The organism is Nocardia sp. NPDC004068, assembly GCF_042874315.1.
GTDB lineage: Bacteria > Actinomycetota > Actinomycetes > Mycobacteriales > Mycobacteriaceae > Nocardia.
In genome coordinates, this window is record NZ_JBIAMW010000003.1 from 252,706 (window position 1) to 273,305 (window position 20,600).

At 70.2% G+C, this 20,600-nt stretch carries 19 protein-coding genes and 1 pseudogene; 13 read left to right on the plus strand and 7 right to left on the minus strand.

The annotated features are described in order from the left end of the window. Window positions 1-102: 102 nt before the first annotated feature. Window positions 103-771: a S1 family peptidase gene (locus tag ACFYTQ_RS08745; RefSeq protein WP_387358403.1), complete on the plus strand. Its 669-nt coding sequence runs from the start codon at window positions 103-105 to the stop codon at window positions 769-771. A 58-nt stretch (window positions 772-829) separates the two neighbouring features. On the opposite strand, the pseudogene ACFYTQ_RS08750 reads toward ACFYTQ_RS08745, so the two are convergent. Next, window positions 830-2,362, minus strand: a pseudogene (locus tag ACFYTQ_RS08750) (MFS transporter); the annotation flags it as partial. 56 nt (window positions 2,363-2,418) lie between these two features. Here ACFYTQ_RS08750 and ACFYTQ_RS08755 point away from each other — a divergent pair. From ACFYTQ_RS08755 to ACFYTQ_RS08790, 8 genes are all read left to right on the plus strand, one after another. Further along, window positions 2,419-2,922, plus strand: coding sequence for a DUF6764 family protein (locus ACFYTQ_RS08755; protein ID WP_387358405.1), 504 nt, complete (start codon window positions 2,419-2,421; stop codon window positions 2,920-2,922). A 72-nt stretch (window positions 2,923-2,994) separates the two neighbouring features. Beyond that, a complete protein-coding gene (locus ACFYTQ_RS08760; RefSeq protein ID WP_387358407.1) occupies window positions 2,995-4,197 on the plus strand; it encodes a serine hydrolase domain-containing protein in 1,203 nt (400 codons plus the stop codon). Between the two features lie 40 nt (window positions 4,198-4,237). Next, window positions 4,238-5,593, plus strand: coding sequence for a cytochrome P450 (locus tag ACFYTQ_RS08765; protein ID WP_387358409.1), 1,356 nt, complete (start codon window positions 4,238-4,240; stop codon window positions 5,591-5,593). A 394-nt stretch (window positions 5,594-5,987) separates the two neighbouring features. Then, window positions 5,988-6,854, plus strand: a complete 867-nt coding sequence (locus ACFYTQ_RS08770; RefSeq protein ID WP_387358411.1) for a L,D-transpeptidase — start codon at window positions 5,988-5,990, stop codon at window positions 6,852-6,854. 134 nt (window positions 6,855-6,988) lie between these two features. Then, the gene (locus ACFYTQ_RS08775) at window positions 6,989-7,918 is read left to right on the plus strand and encodes a carbohydrate ABC transporter permease (RefSeq protein WP_387358413.1); all 930 of its coding nucleotides are present in this window, start codon (window positions 6,989-6,991) and stop codon (window positions 7,916-7,918) included. Continuing rightward, window positions 7,915-8,757: a carbohydrate ABC transporter permease gene (locus tag ACFYTQ_RS08780; RefSeq protein ID WP_387358415.1), complete on the plus strand. Its 843-nt coding sequence runs from the start codon at window positions 7,915-7,917 to the stop codon at window positions 8,755-8,757. The genes ACFYTQ_RS08775 and ACFYTQ_RS08780 overlap by 4 nt, the downstream gene beginning before the upstream one ends. 19 nt (window positions 8,758-8,776) lie before the next feature. Next, a complete protein-coding gene (locus ACFYTQ_RS08785; RefSeq protein ID WP_387358417.1) occupies window positions 8,777-10,105 on the plus strand; it encodes an ABC transporter substrate-binding protein in 1,329 nt (442 codons plus the stop codon). A 2-nt stretch (window positions 10,106-10,107) separates the two neighbouring features. After that, window positions 10,108-11,190, plus strand: a complete 1,083-nt coding sequence (locus tag ACFYTQ_RS08790) for an ABC transporter ATP-binding protein (RefSeq protein ID WP_387358419.1) — start codon at window positions 10,108-10,110, stop codon at window positions 11,188-11,190. 1 nt (window position 11,191) lies between these two features. Here the strand turns inward: ACFYTQ_RS08790 and ACFYTQ_RS08795 are convergent, their stop codons facing one another. After that, a complete protein-coding gene (locus ACFYTQ_RS08795; RefSeq protein WP_387358421.1) occupies window positions 11,192-13,174 on the minus strand; it encodes a M13 family metallopeptidase in 1,983 nt (660 codons plus the stop codon). A gap of 46 nt (window positions 13,175-13,220) precedes the next feature. Then, window positions 13,221-14,069, minus strand: a complete 849-nt coding sequence (locus tag ACFYTQ_RS08800; protein ID WP_387358423.1) for a Scr1 family TA system antitoxin-like transcriptional regulator — start codon at window positions 14,067-14,069, stop codon at window positions 13,221-13,223. A gap of 124 nt (window positions 14,070-14,193) precedes the next feature. On the opposite strand from ACFYTQ_RS08800, the gene ACFYTQ_RS08805 reads away from it, so the two are divergent. Continuing rightward, the gene (locus tag ACFYTQ_RS08805; protein ID WP_387359177.1) at window positions 14,194-14,646 is read left to right on the plus strand and encodes a hypothetical protein; all 453 of its coding nucleotides are present in this window, start codon (window positions 14,194-14,196) and stop codon (window positions 14,644-14,646) included. 32 nt (window positions 14,647-14,678) lie between these two features. Here ACFYTQ_RS08805 and ACFYTQ_RS08810 read toward each other — a convergent pair whose 3' ends face one another. Together ACFYTQ_RS08810 and ACFYTQ_RS08815 are read right to left on the minus strand one after the other, a co-directional pair. Next, a complete protein-coding gene (locus tag ACFYTQ_RS08810; protein WP_387358425.1) occupies window positions 14,679-15,191 on the minus strand; it encodes a DUF4190 domain-containing protein in 513 nt (170 codons plus the stop codon). Between the two features lie 54 nt (window positions 15,192-15,245). Continuing rightward, entirely contained in the window at window positions 15,246-16,004 is a 759-nt protein-coding gene (locus ACFYTQ_RS08815; protein WP_387358427.1) for a pirin family protein, read from the minus strand. Between the two features lie 274 nt (window positions 16,005-16,278). Between ACFYTQ_RS08815 and ACFYTQ_RS08820 the strand changes: the two genes are divergently transcribed. Both ACFYTQ_RS08820 and ACFYTQ_RS08825 read left to right on the plus strand, forming a co-directional pair. Then, window positions 16,279-16,755 carry an NUDIX hydrolase gene (locus ACFYTQ_RS08820; RefSeq protein WP_387358429.1) on the plus strand — a complete coding sequence of 159 codons (477 nt, stop codon included), beginning with the start codon at window positions 16,279-16,281 and terminating at the stop codon, window positions 16,753-16,755. Beyond that, window positions 16,752-18,068, plus strand: coding sequence for an MFS transporter (locus tag ACFYTQ_RS08825; RefSeq protein ID WP_387358431.1), 1,317 nt, complete (start codon window positions 16,752-16,754; stop codon window positions 18,066-18,068). Before ACFYTQ_RS08820 ends, ACFYTQ_RS08825 begins: the two co-directional genes overlap by 4 nt. Here ACFYTQ_RS08825 and ACFYTQ_RS08830 read toward each other — a convergent pair. After that, window positions 18,044-18,325, minus strand: coding sequence for a hypothetical protein (locus tag ACFYTQ_RS08830; RefSeq protein ID WP_387358433.1), 282 nt, complete (start codon window positions 18,323-18,325; stop codon window positions 18,044-18,046). The two genes, ACFYTQ_RS08825 and ACFYTQ_RS08830, sit on opposite strands and share 25 nt — an antisense overlap. Before the next feature lie 104 nt (window positions 18,326-18,429). Between ACFYTQ_RS08830 and ACFYTQ_RS08835 the strand changes: the two genes are divergently transcribed. Then, on the plus strand, window positions 18,430-19,170 hold the full coding sequence (locus ACFYTQ_RS08835) for a hypothetical protein (RefSeq protein ID WP_387358435.1): 741 nt from the start codon (window positions 18,430-18,432) through the stop codon (window positions 19,168-19,170). On the opposite strand, the gene ACFYTQ_RS08840 is transcribed toward ACFYTQ_RS08835, so the two are convergent. Further along, a complete protein-coding gene (locus ACFYTQ_RS08840; protein ID WP_387359179.1) occupies window positions 19,171-20,586 on the minus strand; it encodes a CCA tRNA nucleotidyltransferase in 1,416 nt (471 codons plus the stop codon). Between the last annotated feature and the right edge of the window lie 14 nt (window positions 20,587-20,600).

Below are 20,600 nucleotides of genomic sequence, written 5' to 3' on the forward strand. Positions count from 1 at the left end.
AGCAAACATTGCGCAGGTCGAAAGCGCGGGAGCGCTCGAATCCTGACAGGATGTAGTAACTACGTGGCTTGATATCGTGCGACTTCCGACATCTGGAGGGACATGTTCACACAACTCGCCAGGGCGGCCCGGGCCGCCTTCGCCGTCGCCCTCGGCGCGGCGCTGCTGGGGACGGGCGCGGGAGTCGCGCACGCCGATCCCGGGCCGGTGATCGGCGGTGGTTCGGGCATCATCGTCAACAACGAATACGAATGCACCGTGACCACGGTGGGCCGCGACGGCGCGGGCCGGCTGGTCGGGCTGACCGCCGGGCACTGCGGCGAGGCCGGTGCGGCGGTGGTCGCCGAGCAGGATCGCGGCGCCGGGGTGATCGGGCACTTCGCCTACTCCAACCACGATCTCGACTACGCGGTCATCCAGTTCGACGAGGGGCGCATCGTCCCGGTCAACCGGATCGGCAATGTCACGATCACCGGTCTGGGCGCGCCCGCGGCCTTCCCGATGATCGTCTGCAAGGAGGGCCGGACCACCGGTAACACCTGCGGTATCGCCTGGGGCGATGTGTTCCAGACCGACGAGACCTGGACCCAGATGTGCGTCGTCGAGGGCGACTCCGGCGCGCCGGTCGTGGTCGGCAGCACGCTGGTCGGCATGGTCAACGCGTACCTGGCGGTGGCCTGCTTCGGACCCGAGGTCGGCACCAACATGTCGGCCATCACCGGCGATATGAACGCGCGCGGCGACGTGGGAGCGGGCTTCCGGCCCATCTGAGCCGAACGTGCCACGGCGGGGCGGTGATCCGGGGTCGGATCGCCGCCCCGTTCCGTGTTCAGGAGTGTTCGGGCTGCACGGCCGGACCGGTCACGCCGCAGTGCGGCAGGCAGTCGACCTGTTCCAGGCGGGGCGTGCGGGATTCGCGCGGCGTGCCGAGCAGCACCGCCGCGAGCGCCGCGCCGATCAGCAGCAGCGCCGCGCAGATCAGCATGGCCACGGTGAAGCCGTGGTCGATGGCCGCGGCGTCCTGGATCGAACCCGAGATCCCGGCCAGGCCCGGCAGCGCGGCGACGGCCAGCAGCTGGGCGGTGCGGGCCACGGCGTTGTTCACCCCGGAGGCGATGCCGGACTCGCCGGGCGGCACCGCGCCGAGCACCGCGCCCGTCAGCGGGGCGACCAGCGCGGACAGTCCCAGACCGAAGACGAGCACGCCGGGCAGCACATCCAGCAGATAGCCCCGCACCCCCGACGAGCCGGGCCCGATCCGCAACAACAACAGCGTCGCGCCCGCGGCCAGCACCGGGCCGGCGGTCATCGGCAGCCGGGCCCCGTGCCGCTGCGCCCAGCGCCCGGCCGGGGCCGAGACCACCAACATGATCAGCGTGATCGGCAGCGTCGCCACCCCGGCGGCCAGCGGCGAGAACCCCGCCACCTGCTGCAATTGCAGGGCCAGCAGGAAGAACACGCCGCCGAGCGCCGCGTACACCGCGAAGGTCACCAGATTGGCGGCGGTGAACACCCGCGGCCGCGCCCGCCCCGGATCGAGCGGCACCTTGCCGCGCCCGGTGAACAGCGCGGGCGGCACCAGCGGATGATCGCTGCGCACCTCGATCGCCACGAAGGCGGCCAGCAGGACCAGCCCGGCCACCGCGGGCAGCGCCATCGCCTCGATCAGCCCGAAGGTCAGCGCGCCCAGCCCGAGCGCGACCACCACCGCGCCCGGCACGTCCAGGCGGTCGGGCGCGTGCGGATCGCGGCTCTCGGGCACGTGCCGCACCGCCACCGCCACCACCACGGCCGCCAGCGGCAGATTGATGAGGAAGATCGAGCGCCAGGTGGCCACCTCGATCAGCCAGCCGCCCAGGAACGGCCCGAGCGCCCCGGCGATCCCGCCGAATCCCGACCACAGCCCGATCGCCGCGCCCTGATCGCGGTCGTCGATGGAGGCCGAGATGAGCGCGAGGCTGCCCGGGGTCAGCAGCGCGCCGGCCACACCCTGCACGATCCGCGCCGCGACCAGCATCTCGATATTCACCGCCGCCCCGCACAGCACCGAGGCGAGCGCGAAACCGATTGTGCCCCAGACGAATACGCGCCGCCGCCCGAGCCGGTCGCCGAGCGAGCCGCCGAGCAGGATGAACGAGGCCAGGGTGAGGGTGTACCCGGACAACGTCCATTGCAGCCCGGACACCCCGGTGTGCAGCGATTCCCCGATCCGCGGCAGGGCGATATTGACGACCGTGGCGTCCAGCGCGGCCACCGACGAGCCGAGAACGGTGGCCAGCACGATCCACCGCCCGGTGGTGGAGTGCAGGCGCGGCAGTTCCGTCGTACTCACACCCGCCACGCTACGGCGTCGGATCCGACGATCGGGCGTTTCACATGGGTATGGTGAGGCAGGCCCGCCGGAAGGAGTGGATCACGATGATGATCAGGGCGATTCTCTGCTCGGCCGCCGCGGTGGGCACCTGTCTGACGATCGCCGGGACCGCGTCGGCGACCGGTCTGCGCTGCGATCCGGGGGGCGGTCCCGATCCCGCCGTCGGCACCGCCTGCCGGAGCGGGGGACCCGACGACGGCCACGCCCGCGCGGTGAGCGTGGACGGGGTGGGCCGGGCCGGAACCGGCGCGGGCGCGCTGGCCCTGGCGCTCGGTGCGATCGGCGGAGCGGGGGCCAGCGAGGCGGCCGCCGGGCTGCCCGTGGCGATCGGCGTGGGTCCCGACGCGCTGGCCTACACCGCGCTCGACGAGTCCGGGCGGGTCGGCGTGAGCATCGCGCTGGAAGGGTCACGCGCACAGGTGATCTCGGCCGACCGGACCGCGGCGTGCCTGGGCGTGGCGGCCTTCGCGTGGGATTCGCGCAGCGGCGCCTCGTGTCTGGCGACGCCGATGGGCCTCTGGCGCGGCGCGGCGACCGCGTTACCCTGAGCCTCGCCCCGACGTGCGCGACCGGATCGGCCAGGGTCCACTCGGGGCAGGTGGACCCGAGGAGGTGGGAACATGGTTGCGGCCGAGTCGTTCTCCGTACCGGACGACGACGCGCAGATGGTCATCGACCCGCGTTTCGTCTCGCTGGCGCATCGCTTCTTCCGCATGTTCGCCCGGCCCGCGCGCGGCGGCGGGGCGCTGGCCGTCTATCTGCACGGCCGCCCGGTGGTCGACATCTGGGCGGGCTGGGCGGCGCCCGATCGGCGCTGGCGGGCCGACACCGTCGCGCTGAGCTTCTCCACCGGTAAGGGCGTGGCGGCGACCGTGCTGCACCGGATCGCCGAACGGGGGCTGATCGACTACGACGCGCCGGTGGCGACCTACTGGCCGGAGTTCGCGGCGCGCGGCAAGGGCGCGATCACCGTCCGCGACGTGCTGGCGCACCGGGCCGGACTGCACCGGGTCCGCGGGCTCGCCGCCACCCCGGACGGCATCCTCGACTACGACGCCATGGTCCGCGCGCTGGCCGACGCCGAACCGGATCCGCGGCGGCTGCGGTCGTCGGGATATCACGCGGTCACCTTCGGGTGGCTGGTCGCCGAGATCGTGCAGCGGGTGACCGGCGAGGGCTTCACCGAGGTGCTGCGCCGCGAGGTCGCCGAACCGCTCGGCGTCGAGGAACTGTGGTTCCGGGTGCCGCCGGAGCAGCGTCATCGCATCGCCCGCAGCTTCCCGAAACTGCATGTGCCGGTGCTGCGCTGGGACACCGCCTCCGCCGTGCTCGCGCGCAGCCGTCGCCTGGGCGGGATCGCCGAGGCCGGGATGCCGCTGGGTTTCGATGTGCTGGTGAACGATCCGCGCGTCTACGACGCGGTGATGCCCGGCTTCAACGGCGTGTTCGCCGCGCGGGCGCTGGCCCGGATGTACGGCGCGCTGGCCAACGGGGGCCGCGTCGACGACGTGCAACTGCTGCGGCCGGAGACGATCGACCGGATCAGCCGGGTGCAGAGCCGCGGCCGGGACTACGTGCTGGGCTTCCCGCTGGGTTTCACCCTCGGCTACCACCGCCCGCCGATCGCCTCCCGCCGCCCGATCCGGCACGGCTTCGGGCACTACGGGGTCGGCGGCTCGGGCGCGTACGCGGATCCCGACCTGGGCATGTCGGTGGCCTTCGTGACCAACCGGCTGGGCAACTCGCTGAACACGATCGGCGACGGCCGCCTGGCCCGGCTGGGCGCGCAGGCGCGGGCGGCGGTGTCCCGGCTCCCGGAATAGGGGGTCGAACCCACCGGTCGGCTGTCTCGTATCCTCGGATATGGGCGGCACGACCACGCGGGCGCGCCCGCGACTGCCGCGGGCGGTGCTGGCGCACGCGCTGTGGGCCGGAATCGACTTCGATCGCTATTTCCGATGGCGGCGCGCCCGCGACGGCGATCCGTTCCTCGTCCGTTTTCCCGCATTCGGCACCGCGTTGTTCACCGGAACACGTTCGGGGGCAAAGGAATTGTTCCGCGCGCCCGCGCACGCGATTCGGCCGCCCGATCCCAATCCCATCGAACCGCTCATCGGAACGGCCTCGGTCATCCTCGCGCACGGGCCTCGGCATCAGCGCGATCGCGCCCTGCTGACGCCCGGATTCCACGGCGAACGAATTCGACGGTACGCGAACACGATTCGCGATTCGGTGATCATCGAACTCGACGGCGGCGGCGCGGGACCGGCGTGGCGCCCCGGCACGCGGATCGACGCGCGGCTGGCGGCCCGGGCCATCACGTTGCGGGTGATCCTGCGCGCGGTGTTCGGCATCGAGGACGAGCGGCGGCGCGCCGCCTACACCACGGCCGTGGTGGATTTCCTGAGCGCCTTCGGCGGACCGCTCATGCTCGTTCCGGCGTTGCGGCACAGCGCCTTCGGCCACGCGCCCTGGGATCGGTTCCTGCGCACCAGGGATCGGCTCGACGAACTCGTCACCGCCGATATCGCCGCGCGGCGGGCGAGCGGCGCCGCGGGCGAGGACCTGCTCGGCACGCTGCTGCGGGCCCGCTACGACGACGGCACCGCGATGACGGATACCGAACTGCGCGAACAACTTCGGACCCTGCTGGTGGCCGGGCACGAGACCACCGCGACGACGCTGGTGTGGGCGCTGTACCGGCTGCACCGCCAGCCGGAGACGCTGCGGCGGCTGCGCGCCGAACTGGCCACGGCGGGACCGGATCCCGACCCCCGCGAGCTGGCCCGGCTGCCGTACCTGGAGGCGGTGTGCCAGGAGACCCTGCGGCTGCATCCGCCGGTGCCGATCGTGCTGCGCCGGTTGACCGAACCGTTCGAACTGCTCGGGGTCGAGTTGGCCGCGGGCGACACCATGGGCCTGGCGACGCCGCTGCTGCACTCCGATCCCGAGGTCTGGTCCGAGCCGGACCGCTTCATGCCCGAGCGCTTCCTCGAACGCCGGTACGGACCCTTCGAATTCGCGCCCTACGGCGGCGGATCCCGGCGCTGCGTGGGCGCACCGCTGGCCGACTACGAGTTGCGGATCACGCTGGGCACCGTGCTGAGCCGGGTGGAGTTGGCGCTGTCGCCGCGCTACGCGCACGGCCGAATTCCGCTGTCGGTGCCGCACAACATCGCGACCGGTCCGCGGGCCGGGATCACCTTCGATATCCGGTAGCGAGTGATTTGCCTCACAATGAGGTTTCACGTCGCATTGCCGCGGTTCGTCCGGACCGGTGGCGCAGATGAGACCGACTCGCCGACGCGAACGGCACTTTCGCGATATCTCCCGCTGCGCGCGTCGCGGCGGTGACGCATCGCACACCGGGAGGTCGGTCTTCATAACTCGCAGAAGACAATTGGCTGCGGCTTCCCGGAGATGTAGTAATGGATTCCGGGTCCGGGGCGATATACCGCCCGGCGCTGATACCACCGCGCAAGACCTTCCCGTACGCCGCCTGCGTGCGACAAAGGATGGAGAGGACGAAACGGCTGTGCGCACCACCCCCTGTCGGAAAACCGGACGGGACTCGACGAGCCGCGCTTCGCGGATCGCCGGCCTATCCCTCGCGGTGACTTCTCTGGCGGTGGCCACCGCCGCTACGATCGCCGTCGCCCCCGCGTCGGCCGCCCCGCTGTGGCCGGGCGGTCCCGATGTGCCGGGCGCCCCGGCCGTCGTGCAGCCGCCCCAGCCCGAACCGGGCGCGGCCCCGGTCAAGAACCCGCCGCCGTTGCCGCAGGCCAACTTCGCGGCCCCGAGCATCAGCCCCGGGGACGGCGAGGTGGTCGGCGTGGCCCAGCCGATCATCATCAACTTCAAGGATCCGGTCACCGATCACGAGACGGCCGAGAAGGCCATCCGGATCACCTCCAGCAACGCCACCTCCGGCCACTTCTACTGGCGCGGCGACAAGCAGGTGCGCTGGCGGCCGGAGGAGCTGTGGCCCGCCAACTCCGACATCACCGTCGAGGCCGGGGGCACGCACGTGGCCTACAAGGTCGGCGACGCGGTCGTCGCCACCGCCGACGACGCCACCCACACGGTGACCATCACCCGCAACGGCGAGGTCATCAAGACCATGCCCACCTCGATGGGCAAGGCCAAGCACGAGACGCCGAACGGCACCTACTACGTCGGCGAGAAGAACCGGAAGATGATCATGGACTCCTCCACCTACGGGGTCCCGACCACCGATCCGGAGGGTTACAAGCTCGAGGTCGAGTACGCCACCCGGCTGTCCAACAGCGGCATCTTCGTCCACTCCGCCCCGTGGTCCGTTGCGGCCCAGGGCAATTCGGACACCAGCCACGGCTGCCTGAACGTCAGCCCCGACGACGCCAAGTGGTTCTTCGAGAACTCGCAGAAGGGCGACCCGGTCGTCGTGGAGAACTCCAAGGGCGAGTTCAGCACCAGCGACGGCATGGGCGACTGGAACTGATCGACCCGATACGTAGGCCGCGTCCGCAGTTGCGGGCGCGGCCTTTTCGTTGCCCGGCAAAGACACACGGACAGTTCAGCGGGTAGGCATCCCGGGTTAACCGGGGTTTTGCCCGAGGGCGGGAAGCTGCCGCGGTGCGATCCCGGCCCGAACGAGTGCTGCCCCGGCCCGCGGGGCGGGGGTGGCGCGGTCGGTCGTGGGGGGACTACGCGCTGTTCACGGCGTTGGTGGGCCCGAATCTGGTGCTGCTGGGCGTATTCACGTATCGGCCGCTGCTCGATGACATCCGGTTGTCGTTCACCGACTGGAACATCTCCGATCCGGTGGCGCACTACATCGGGTTCGCCAACTACCGGGAGTGGTGGGGCCGGGGCGATTCGTGGCAGATCGTCGGCAACACCGTCGTGTTCACGATCGCGGCGGTGGCCGGCAGTATGGCGCTCGGCCTGGCGCTGGCGCTGCTGCTGGATCGGAAGCTGTTCGGGCGCAACGTGGTTCGCTCGGCCGTCTTCGCGCCGTTCGTGATCTCCGGGGCGGCGATCGGGGTCGCCTTCCAGTTCGTCTTCGATCCCAGCTTCGGGCTGGTGCGGGATCTGCTGCACCGGGCGGGGCTCGGGAGCGCGCCCGACTTCTACCAGGATCCGCACTGGGCGCTGCTCATGGTGACGGTCACCTACATCTGGAAGAACCTCGGCTACACCTTCGTCATCTATCTGGCCGCCCTCCAGGGCGCGCGCCGGGATCTGGCGGAGGCGGCGGAGATCGACGGCGCGAGCCGGTGGACCACCTTCACCCGGGTGCTGCTGCCGCAGCTGCGGCCGACGACGTTCTTCCTGTCGATCACCGTCCTGCTCAACTCGTTGCAGGTCTTCGACATCATCAATGTGATGACCCGGGGCGGGCCGCTGGGCACCGGCACCACGACCATGGTCTACCAGGTCTATCTGGAATCCTTCCGCAACTTCCGCGCGGGCTACGGCGCGACGGTGGCCACCATCATGTTCGTGGTGCTGCTGATCGTGACGCTGGTGCAGGTCCGCGTCATGGATCGGGGCGACCGATGAACCACCGCCGCCGCCGGATCGCCGCGACCGCACTGGGTTACGCCGCCATGGTGTGCGTGCTGATCATCGTGGGCGTCCCGCTGTTCTGGATCGTGATCACCTCGCTGAAGGCTCGGCCCGAGATCTACACCCAGCCCGCGGTGTACTGGCCGCACAGCTGGCATCCGGAGAACTACCGGGAGGCCACCACCGCGCTGCCGTTCGCGCGGTTCCTGCGCAATTCGCTGATCATCACCGCCGTGGTGGCGGCGGTGAAGTTCGTGCTGGGCGTGTTCAGCGCGTACGGGCTGGTGTTCCTGCGCTTCCCGGGCAAGACGCTGGTGTTCGTGGTGATCATCGCGGCGCTCATGGTGCCGAACCAGATCACGGTCATCTCCAACTACGCGCTGGTCGCGCAGCTGGGCTGGCGAAACACCTTCCAGGGCATCATCGTTCCGCTGTGCGGGGTCGCCTTCGGCACCTTCCTCATGCGCAACCACTTCCTGTCGCTGCCGGTCGAGGTGATCGAGGCGGCGCGGATGGACGGCGCGAACTGGTGGCGGCTGCTGACCCGGGTGGTGCTGCCGATGTCCGGGCCGACCATGGTCGCCTTCGCCGTCGTCACGCTGGTCAACGAGTGGAACGAGTACCTGTGGCCGTTCCTGATGGCCGACGACGCGCGGGTGGCCCCGCTGCCGGTGGGCCTGACCCTGTTGCAGAACACGGAGAATCCCAGCGTCACCAACTGGGGGCCGGTGATGGCCGGAACCCTGCTCACCATGCTGCCGATCCTGATCGTCTTCCTGATCCTGCAGCGCCACATGATCAAGGGCCTCACCTCGGGTGCGGTCAAAGGTTAACCCCCACAAGGAGATTCCTGTGTCCGATGTTCGATTCCCGGCGCTGTCGCGACGTGGGTTTCTCGGCGCCTCGGCCGCCGTCGCGACCGGTCTGGCGGCGAGCGCCTGCGCCGGAACGGGCGGCGGCGACCAGCGATCCGGCGATTCCGGCACCCTCACCTTCTGGTCCAACCACCCCGGCACCTCCAAGGACCAGGAACTCGAGATCATCAACCGCTTCCAGGCCCAGCATCCGGACCTGAAGGTGACCCTCGTGGACGCGGGCAAGAACTACGAGGAGGTGTCGCAGAAGTTCAACGCGGCGCTGTCCGGCGGCGAACTGCCGGATGTCGTTGTGCTGTCGGATGTCTGGTGGTTCAACTACGCGCTCAACGGATCGATCGAACCGCTGGACGGCCACTTCTCGGCCGCGGGGGTGAAGGTGGAGGACTACGTCGACACCTTCGTCGCCGACTACAAGTTCGACGGCAAGACGTGGGCGCTGCCGTATTCGCGCTCGACGCCGCTGTTCTACTACAACAAGGACGTCTGGGCGAAGGCCGGACTGCCCGACCGGGGCCCGGAGAGCTGGCAGGAGTTCGACGAGTGGGGCCCGAAGATCCAGAGCGTGGTCGGCGAGGGCAAGTGGGCGCACGGCTGGGGCGACGCGAAGAACTATCTGGCGTGGACGTTCCAGGGCCCGAACTGGACCTTCGGCGGGGCGTACTCGGATCAGTGGAAGCTGCGGTTCACCGATCCGGCCACCATCGCCGCGGGCACCTACCTGCGCGAGTCGATCAATGTGAAGAAGTACGCGAGCATCCGGCCGCAGATCGCGGTCGACTTCGGCACCGGCGTGGTCGCCTCGGGCATCGCCTCCACCGGTGATCTGAAGGGCATCAAGCAGAACGCCACCGGCAAACTGGAATTCGGGACCGCGTTCCTGCCGCATCCGCACGGCCCCGGCTGCACGACCGGCGGTGCGGGACTGGCGATTCCGGCGCGCATCTCCGATCAGCGCAAGGTCAACGCGCTGAAGTTCGTCGAGTTCGCCACCAACGCCGCCAACACCTCGTACTTCACCCAGGCCACCGGCTACATCCCGGTGCGCAAATCGGCGGTCGGGGATCCGGGGGAGCAGGACTTCCTGGCGAAGAACCCGAACTCGAAGACCGCCTTCGATCAACTGCCGCTGACGAAGTCGCAGGACTACGCCCGCGTCTTCCTGCCCGGCGGCGATCAGATCATCGGCACCGGACTCGAGCAGATCGGGTTGCAGAACAAGGATGTGGCCGCGGTCTTCGCCGACGTGAGCACCCAACTCCAGGCGATCTACGACCGGCAGATCGCGCCGAAGCTGCCGAAGTAGCCATGGCGACAGTGCATTTCGACGGCGTGTCGCACCGGTACCCCGGTGCGCCGGAACTCGCCGTCGACACCCTGGATCTCGCGATCGCCGACGGGGAGTTCCTGGTCCTGGTCGGCCCGTCGGGTTGCGGCAAGTCCACCAGCCTGCGAATGCTCGCCGGGCTGGAAGGCGTTGCGAGCGGCCGCATCCTGATCGGCGACCGGGATGTGACCGGACTGCCGCCGCGCGCCCGGGACGTGGCGATGGTGTTCCAGAGCTACGCGCTGTATCCGAATATGACGGTGGCGCAGAACATGGGCTTCGCCCTGCGCAACGCGGGAATGAGCAAGGCGGACACCGCGTCCCGCGTGCTCGAGGCCGCGCGGATGCTGGAACTGGAACCGCTGCTGGACCGCAAACCGGCGAAACTGTCGGGCGGACAACGGCAACGGGTCGCCATGGGCCGTGCGATCGTGCGGCGGCCGCGGGTGTTCTGCATGGACGAGCCGCTGTCCAATTTGGACGCCAAGCTGCGGGTCAGCACCCGCGCCCAGATCGCCGCGCTGCAACGGCGATTGGGCACGACCACCGTCTACGTCACCCACGATCAGGTGGAGGCGATGACGATGGGCGATCGGGTCGCGGTGCTGCGCGAGGGGCGGTTGCAGCAGGTCGCCGGGCCCCGGGAACTCTACGAGGATCCGGTCAACGTCTTCGTCGCCGGATTCATCGGCTCCCCGGCGATGAATCTGTGCACCGCGCCGGTGCGCGACGGGGACGCCGTGCTCGACGGACTGCGAATTCCCTTGCCGCGCGGCCTCTCCGGACGCGAGCGGATCATCGTGGGAATCCGGCCCGAGTCCTGGGAGACCACCACCGACGCCGGTAACGCGCTGGCCGCGGAGGTGGAGCTGCTCGAGGAACTCGGCTCGGAATCCTTCGTCTACGCCCACGGTGTCGGCGCCGACTGGTCCAGCCGCTCCGGGCGGGTCGTCGCCCGGGTGGATCGGCGGTTCCGGGTCGGGCTCGGCGACCGGCTGTGGCTCGCGCCCAAACCGGACGAGGTGTACCTCTTCGACGCCGACACCGAGGAACGGTTGCGCTAGCTCACCAGATCCGCACCCGCTCCGCCGGATCCAGATACAGGGCGTCGCCCGGCTCGAGGCCGAACGCCTCGTGGAAGGTGTCGAGGTTGCGCACGACGCCGTTGCACCGGAACTCCGGCGGGGAGTGCGGATCGATGGCGAGGCGTCGGATGGCCTCCTCGGTGCGGGCCTTCGTGCGCCACACCTGGGCCCAGCCGAAGAAGACGCGTTGCAGACCGGTGAGTCCGTCGAGGACCGGGGGCTCGGCGCCGTCGAGGGAGATCTGGTACGCCTGCACGGCGATCGACAGGCCGCCGAGGTCGCCGATGTTCTCGCCGATCGTGAATTCGCCGTTGACCGTGTGGTTGTCGGGCAGATCCTTGGGCGAGAACTGGTTATACTGCTCGATCAGCGCCTTGGTGCGCTTGCCGAATTCGGCGCGATCGGAATCGGTCCACCAGTCGATCATGTTGCCGTCGCCGTCGTACTTGGCGCCCTGATCGTCGAAGCCGTGCCCGATCTCGTGTCCGATGACCGCGCCGATGCCGCCGTAGTTGGCGGCGTCGTCGGCGGCCATGTCGAAAAACGGCGGCTGCAGGATCGCGGCCGGGAAGACGATCTCGTTCATGCCCGGGTTGTAGTAGGCGTTGACCGTCTGCGGGGTCATGAACCACTCGTCGCGATCCACCGGGCCGCCGAGTTTCGCCAGATCGCGGTCGTGGTCGGCGGCGTAGCCGCGGCGGTAGTTGCCGACCAGATCGTCCGGGGCGATCTCGACCGCGGAGTAGTCGCGCCAGCGGTCCGGGTAGCCGATCTTGGGGGTGAACTTCTCGAGTTTGGCCAGCGCGGCCGCGCGGGTGGCCGGGCTCATCCAGTCCAGATCGCTGATGTTGCGGCGGTACGCCTCGATGAGGTTGGCCACCAGCTCCCGCATCCGCTCCTTGGCCGCGGGCGGGAAGTGTTCGGCCACATAGAGTTTGCCGACCGCCTCGCCCAGCAGGTCCTGCACCAGCGAGACGCCGCGCTTCCAGCGTTCCCGGTTCTCCTGGGCGCCGGTGAGGGTGCGGCCGTAGAAGTCGAAGTTCTCCGCCACCACGGCCGCGGTGAGATACGGTGCGCGCGAACGCAATATCCGCCAGCTCGCCCACGCGCGCCAGTCCTCGAGCGGCTCGGACGCCCACAGCCGGGCGAAGGTGCGCAGATAGTCGGGCTGGCGCACGATCACCTCGGCGAACAGCTCCGGCCCGGACGGGCCGACCCCCGCGGCCAGCGCGGAAGTCCATGCCGCCCAGTCGAACTCCGGATTCTCGGCGGTGAGATCGGCGAAAGTGGTGAGGTTGTAGCTCAATTCGGCGTCGCGGCGGCGCACCACATCCCAATGTCCGGCCGCGAGTTTCGTTTCCAGGTCGAACACCCGCCGCGGGTCGTACTCGAGGCCCGCGAGGTGGAACATGCGGCCGATGTGCTCGACGTACTTCGTGCGGATCTCCGCGTAATCGTCGCCGCGATAATAGGATTCGTCGGGCAGGCCGAGACCGGACTGGGTGGCGTTGACCAGGTAGCGCTGCGAGTTCTTGTCGTCGGTGTCGACGTAGCAGCCGACCGCGCCGCCCACGCCGGTGCGCTGGAGGCGGCCCAGCAGGCTCGCGAACTCGCCGTGGTCGGCGACCGCGGCCACGGCGGCCAGCTCGTCGGCGATCGGCGCGAGACCCGCCGCCTCGACCACGTCCTCGGCCATGAAGCTGGTGTAGAGGTCGCCGATCTTGCGTTCCTCGCTGCCGGGGGCGGCGTCGGCGGCCGCGGCCCGCTGGATGATCGTCTGGACGTCGCGTTCGGCCTGGTCGTACAGCTTCCGGAAGGCGCCGTCGACCGCGCGGTCGGCCGGTATCTCGTAACGGTCCAGCCATTTGCCGTTGACGTGGGCGAACAGATCGTCCTGCACCCGCACATCGGCGTCGAGGTGGCTCAGATCCAGGCCGGAAGGAGTCGTCACATCGGAAGTCACGGTCTCCAGTATGCCGAGAATCCGCTCGGCGGCGACGGATCGCGGGTCAGCCGCGGGCGTACCGGCGGATCAGCGCCGCGCTGTCGGCGGGCCCGAGCGCTCGGTCCAGCGCCCGCTCGTACGCGAACGCCAGCTCGCGGACCTGATCGGGATTGTCGACGCCGCCGCGCAGCACCGCGTTCTCGATCCAGGCGAAGGTCGGCAGGGCCGCGGTGAAATCGAGCAGCTGGAAGCTCGCACCGCCGAGCGCGGCCCCGGCGGGCGCGTCGAACGGCAGCACCCGCACCTCGACGGTGTCGAGTTCGGTGAGCGACTCGACCAGGTAGGACAGCTGGGCGCGCAGGATCTCCGGGGCGCCGACCTGCTGCACCAGCGCGGCCTCGCCGAGGACGGCCGTCAGCCGGATCGGGTCCGCGTCGCGCAACCGCTCGGCTCGGCGCAGCCGGATCGCGACCAGCTGTTCCCCCTGTACGGGACGGGTGGTGACGTCGGCGGCGATGAGCGCGCGGGCGTAGGACTCGGTCTGCAACAGGGCCGGTACGACGAGGCTGTCGTAGCCGCGCACCCGCGCGGCCCCGTACTCCATTCCGTAGTAGCGCAGCGGCTCCGGGCCGAGCAGCGCCGCGGAACCGCTCCACCAGCCGCGGGTCTTGCTCGCCGCGAGCAGGGCCAGCAGCTGTTCGCGATCGGGTTCGGGCACCTCGAGCAGATCCAGCACCGGGCCGATGGTATTGCCGGTGAGCACCCGGCGGCCCTTCTCGACGTGCGACCAGTTGGCCGGGGTGAAGCCCACCCGCCGGGCGAAGGTGGCCGAGTCGAAACCCCGCTTCTCGCGCCATTCCCGCAGGCGCAGAACCAATTCCCACCGGGCGACCGTTGGCGAGAGGGGTGCCATGCAGGCCGATGCTACGCCGCCGAACTCCCCGGCGTGTGACAATTGTCAGGAGCGCTTTTCGGCGCTAGCGTCGCCTCCGACACCGCTCCACCCCGTCCCACTACCGACGAGGTTCGCCGTGAACATGCTGGGGCCGCCGCCGAACGCCACCGTCGCGGAGGCCCTCGAGCGTTGCCGCCGCTACCGCGCCGATCACGACCTGCACGGCCGGGTCGAATCCGCGCTGGGCCGAATCACCTTGGAGGTGGGGGCCGTCGGCGTGGTGACCATGCCCGCGGTCCTCGGCCACCGGGTGCGGGATCGGATCCCCACGGCCGGACCGATCATCGGCCACCCCCGCTCGGGACGCTGGACCTTCCTGACCGACCATGTCGACGAGACGGGACACGATCTGGGCGTGACCGCCGGGCTGGTACATCTCGGGGCCGCCCTCGGGGTGCCGGGGACGCGGATCGTGCTGCCCTCACCCGCGGACGAGCGCAGTGGGTACCGGGTGTGGATCGACGCACCGGACGGGCCGCGCCGCCCGGGCTTCGCGGAGGTGGTGAGCGTGACATTGGGGTGCCGGGGCGGCTGAGTCCGCCCCGGCACCCCTACGCTCACCGCGCGTCAGGACGTGGGACGCGGGCTGATGGTGATGCTGTACTTGTTCTCCAGCGTCTGGTTCCAATCCCGTTGGCACTGGTCGATCTTGGACTGGTCGCCGCCCGCCTTGTTGACGCAGTCGACGAAGTCCTTGCCGCCGTTGTTGACGAAGATGTTCACGCCGATGGCGGTGATCACGATCGCCGCGATCAGACCCAGCAGGCTCAGGATCAAACCGGCGATGGCCATGCCGCGACCCCCGGCGGTGCCGCGCCGCGCCTTGACGATGGCGATGATGCCGAACACCAGGCCGACCAGGCCGAAGAGGATGCCGCCGAAGATGGTCCAGAAGCTCAGCAGCGCAAGGATTCCCAGCACCAGCGCGGCGATCGCCAGGCCCTTGCCCTGCCTGCCCTCCTGCCAGTACGGCTGGCCGGGCGGGGGCGGATACGAACCCGGCGGGGGCGGGGGGTACTGGCCGGGCGGGGGATTCTGTCCGGGCGGGGGATACTGGCCCGGAGGCGGATTCTCCGTCATGGCTGTCCTCTCGTAGGCCCGGGTGATTTGCCCGGGTTCGATGCGTTCGAAATGTTATTGCGCGCCGAGCCGCGCGTGCATCTCCCACACGAGAATTTCCGACGGCAGATTCGCAACGATCCGCTGGCCGCCGCTGCGGGTCAGGCGCACCGCGTCGCCCTCGTACAGGGTTCCGACGCCCTCCATCTCGATCTCGCCGCGGGCGACGAACAGATGCAGATACAGCGCCTCGGGCAGTTCGACCGCGCGGCCGGGCTCGCCGGACAGCCGCGCCACGTGCAGCGCCGAATGACTGCTGTTGATGGCGATGGCCGTGCGGTCGCGGTAGCGCGGCAGGCCCGACGCCACCGTCACCAGGCCGCCCGCGGCGAGTTCGTCGTCTATCTCCAGCTGCTGATAGCCGGGGGACAGGCCCGGTTCGTCGGGGACCACCCACATCTGCACGAAGTGCACGGGGTCGACGCGTTCGGCGGAGTCGTTCTTCTCCGAGTGCAGGATGCCGGTCCCGGCGCTCATCCGCTGCGCCAGACCCGGATAGATGATGCCGTTGTGCCCGAGCGAGTCCTGGTGCACCAGTGCGCCGCTCAACACCCAGGTCACGATCTCCATATCGCGATGGGGGTGGGTGTCGAAGCCCTGCCCGGCGGCCACGATGTCCTCGTTGTTGACCAGCAGCAGGCCGTGGTGGGTGTTGTCGGGGTCGTAGTGCTCGCCGAAGGAGAACGAATGCTTCGAATCCAGCCACGCCACACGGGTTTTCATCCGGTCGCCGCCGCGGTGGACGTCGATGTGTGGTGTCGTGAGTATGGACACCGTGGTCCTCCTCTCGGGCCGAGCACCGATCATCGGTCAGGGTAGGAGCGCCCGCGCACCGGAACCTGAACTCCCAGTAAATTCTAGCGTGGCGGGTTCCTGGCCAGGGGCGCGGTGATCGCGGGGCCGCTCGCCGCCGAGGGGGTGCGGTGCGGGCGCACGGGCAAACCTCCCGCGTCCCGGCGTACCGGTTCCGCGCTCCGGCGACGCGCGCCCCGCGCGGGCGACGTCCGTATCATGATGGGCCGCAACCGGAACCGGAGGTGAACCGCTGATGCGACCCGAAGTGCTCGCGGGTATCGAGCGCACCCTCCGGCGGCGGGCGAGCGCGGACGGGATCGAGCACTTCGTCGTCGGCGTGGCCCTGTTCCGGAATGGGAAACTGCTGGTCGTACGGCGTGTCGCGGAGGACTGGCAGGGCGGGATGTACGAGCTGCCCGGCGGCGGGGTGGAGCCGGGGGAGTCGTTCGCGGACTGTGTGGCGCGAGAGTTGTTCGAGGAGACCGGTTTGCGGCTGCGCCGCATCGTGGACGTCGTCGGCGACTTCGACTACGCCACCCGCACCAAGGCGCGGGTGCGCAAGTACACCTTCGTGGTCGAGGCGGAACCGGGCGAGGTCACGCTGGCGCCGGGCGAACACGACGAGTTCCGCTGGATCGATGCCGCGGGTCTGGCCGAGTTGCCCATGGTCGCCGATATGCGCGAGACCGTCGCCGCCCTGGTGGCGGCGAAATCGGAGCATTCCCGGTGAGCGATCGGCGGCGCGTCGCGGTGGCCGCGTTGCGCGGTCCCGGCGTGGCCCGGCTGGCGTTGGTGCGGTTCGCGGGGCAGTTCGGCGACGGCATGTTCCAGGCCGCGCTGTCGGGGGCCATCCTGTTCAATCCGGAGCGGGCGACCGATCCGCTGGCCGTCGCGGGCGGTTTCACGGTGCTGCTGATGCCGTATTCGGTGATCGGCCCGTATGCCGGTGCGCTGCTGGATCGGTGGGATCGGCGGACCGTGCTGCTGGTGGCCAACGCGCTGCGGGCGGTGCTGATCCTGATCGCCGCGGCGGGGCTGCTGGGCGGGATCGCGGAGACGCCGCTGCTGCTGTTGGCGCTGGCGGTGGTCGGGATCAGCCGGTTCGTGCTGGCCGGGGTCTCGGCGGCGCTGCCGCGGGTGCTGGAACAGCGCTGGCTGGTGCCGATGAACTCGGTGCTCGCGACCGCGGCGTCGGGGTGCGCGGGGCTCGGCGCGGCGGTGTCGGTGGGAATCATCGGGGCGATCGGGGCCGGTGATCTCGCCTCGGCGGCGGCGGTCGCGGTGAGCGCGGCCGGATCGGTGGTGGGGGCGCTGGCCGCCGCCGGATTCGCCGCGCGTCGGCTCGGGCCCGAACCGGGCGAGGCGGACGCGCGCGGTTCGGTGCGGGCCGTGCTGACCGGGCTGCGCACCGGGGCGCGGGCGGTGTGGGCCTCGCCCGAGTGCACGACGGCGATGATCGGCATCGGGACGCATCGAATCGTGTTCGGCGCCAACACCTTGCTGATGGTGCTGGTGCTGCGGCGCACCGCGGGGGTGTCGCTGAGCAGCGGCCTGGTCGGCTTCGGGGTGGCGATCACCGCGGTGGCGTCCGGGATGCTCGCCGCGGCCGTGCTCGCGCCGCTGGTCATCCCGCGGCTGGGGCGGCCGCGCACGGTGGTGCTCGGGTTGCTGACCGCGGCCGTGGTGCAGCTGACGCTGGTCACGCCGATCACGGTCGCGGACGGGGCGGCCGCCGGGCGGGCGCATCAGCTGTTGCTGGCCGGGGCGTTCCTGCTGGGGCTCGCCGGGCAGACCATCAAGCTGACCGGGGACGCGACCATGCAGATCGATGTCGACGACGCGCGGCGCGGGCAGGTGTTCGCGTTGCAGGACACGGTCTTCAACATCGCCTTCGTGCTGGCGATCGCGGTGACCGCGCTGGTGATCCCCGCCGACGGGCGCTCCTACGGGGTGGTGCTCGCGGGCGTGGCGGTGTACGGGCTGGGCATGTCGGCGATCGCGGTCACGGCCCGCCGGGGTCACTGGATGAGCGGCCACACCTGACCGACCCAGGTGCCGTCGTCGTCCGGGTCGGTGAAGTAGTGGTCGAGCACGCCGTCGTCGTCCAGGTCGAGCAGGGCGAAATCGGCCACGCCGTCCCCGTCGCGGTCCCACAGGGCGTCGTCGGCGTAGCCGTCGCCGTCGAAATCGAGTGCGACGGCATCGGATTCGCCGTCGCCGGACAGGTCCAGATCCGCCGGGGAGGTCCAGCCGTGCGTGGACCCGTCGCCGGTGCCGAAGACGTACTCGATGTCGGTCATACCGATTCGACGCGGTCGCGCGCCGGGCGGTTCCGTGCCGTTTCACGTGAATCATCCCCGCCCCGACCGGGCGGTCCGGCGCGGCCAGTACGCTCGAATCAATCATGGCCACCTATTTCGACCCGAAGTCGTGGTTCGCCTGGTTGGACCCCGTCGCGGATCTGGGCGCGGGCACGGTCACCGCGCTGCTGCCGGATGTGCTGATGACGCTGCTCAGCGAGGGGCTGCTCAGTCAGTTCGGCGGGCGGGAGGTCAGCGCGACGCTGCTCGGGCACGAGATGACCGCCACCCTCGAGACGCTGAAGGTGCGGCGGCGAGGAGCGCACTTCCAGACCAAGACGGTGCTGACCGGGCTGGTGTGGAACGGGCATCCCATCGAGGAGATGACGGTCGTCGCGCACGGCGTGCGGTTGGTCCCGGGGGTGCCCACCAAGGTCCGCACCGCCACGCTCGACCTCACCGGGACCGTGACCACCGCGGCCGTCACCGGCTGGCTCAACGCCTGGCAGCCGGACTGGGAGCTCGGGGTCGGCGCGGACGGGTTGATCACCGCCCGGCACCGCCGCCGCCCGCTGCGGGCCGTGGTGGACGCGGTGGTCGCCGACAATGTCGTCACCATCGCCGTGCACCGGGCGACCTGGGCGGGAATTCCGGTGCCGCGCCGCTGGATTCGGCCCGCGCCGATCGCGTTGACCGAACTGCCCCGCGCGCTGCGGATAGTGCGCGCGGATCGGCACGAGGATCGGGTCCGGTTCCGGATCGAACTGCCGGAGGTCACCGGTTCGTTCGATCTCGCGCAGATGCGCGCGGCGATCGTCGCGGGGACCACGCTGATCGTGTTCTGATCAGGGCGCGCCCCGCTGCCACCAGTCCAGCAGCGCCGCCTCGGCCTCGTCGCGGGACAATGGGCCGCGATCGAGCCGCAGTTCCTTGAGGAAGCGCCACGCGCGGCCGACTTGGGGGCCGGGTTCGATGCCGAGCAGTTCCATGATCGCGTTGCCGTCCAGGTCCGGGCGGACGCGGGCGAGGTCCTCCTGTTCGCGCAGGCGCTCGATGCGGGCCTCGAGATCGTCGTAGGTGGATTGCAGCTGCGCGGCGCGGCGCTTGTTGCGGGTGGTGCAGTCGGCGCGGACCAGTTTGTGCAGGCGGGGGAGCAGCTCGCCCGCGTCGGTGACGTAGCGGCGCACCGCCGAATCGGTCCACTGGCCCTTGCCGTAGCCGTGGAAGCGCAGGTGCAGGTACACCAGGCGGGCGACGTCCTCGGTGAACTGCTTGGGATATCTCAAGGCGCGCATGCGCTTTCGCACCATCTTGGCGCCGACCACCTCGTGGTGGTGGAAGCTCACCCCGCCGCCGGGCTCGTTGCGCTTGGTGGGCGGTTTGCCGATGTCGTGCAGCAGCGCCGCCCAGCGCAGCACCAGATCCGGATCGCCCTCCTCCTGGTCGATGGCCTGGCGCAGCACGGTCAGCGAATGCTGGTAGACGTCCTTGTGCTGGTGGTGCTCGTCGATCTCGAGCTGCATGGCGGGCACCTCGGGCAGCACCCGCTCGGCCAGTCCGGTCTCGCACATGAGGTCGATGCCCTCGGTCGGATGTTCGCCGCCGATCAGCTTGTCGAGTTCGGTGCGGACCCGCTCGGCGGTGATGCGGTCGATCTCCCCGGCCATGGCGGTGATCGCGGTGCGCACCCGGGGGGCCACGTCGAAACCGAGCTGGGCGACGAACCGGGCCGCGCGCAGCATCCGCAGCGGATCGTCGTGGAACGAGTCCTCGGGCGCCGCGGGCGTGTCCAGGACGCCGTCGAGCAGGGCGGTCATACCGTCGAGGGGGTCGACGAACTCGAGTTCGCCCAGCGCGCCGATCCGCACGGCCATCGCGTTGACCGTGAAATCGCGGCGGACGAGATCGCCGTCGAGGCTGTCGCCGAAGGTCACCTCGGGATTTCGGGAGACGCGGTCGTAGCTGTCGCTGCGGAAGGTCGTCAGCTCGAGCTGCCAGCCCGCCTTGGCCGCGCTGACCGTGCCGAAGGCCAGACCCCCGGTGTCCCAGATGTTGTCGGCCCAGCCGCGCAGCAGCTCCAGCACCTGTTCGGGACGCGCGTCGGTGGTGAAGTCCAGATCGGAGCCCAACCGCCCGAGCACCGCGTCGCGCACACTGCCGCCGACCAGGTAGAGATGGTGTCCGCGCGCGGCGAACAGCTCCCCGAGCGGGGTCAGCACATCCGACAGCCGGCCCAGTGTGATCGCCGCCGCGGCGAGCAGACGGGTACGACGAT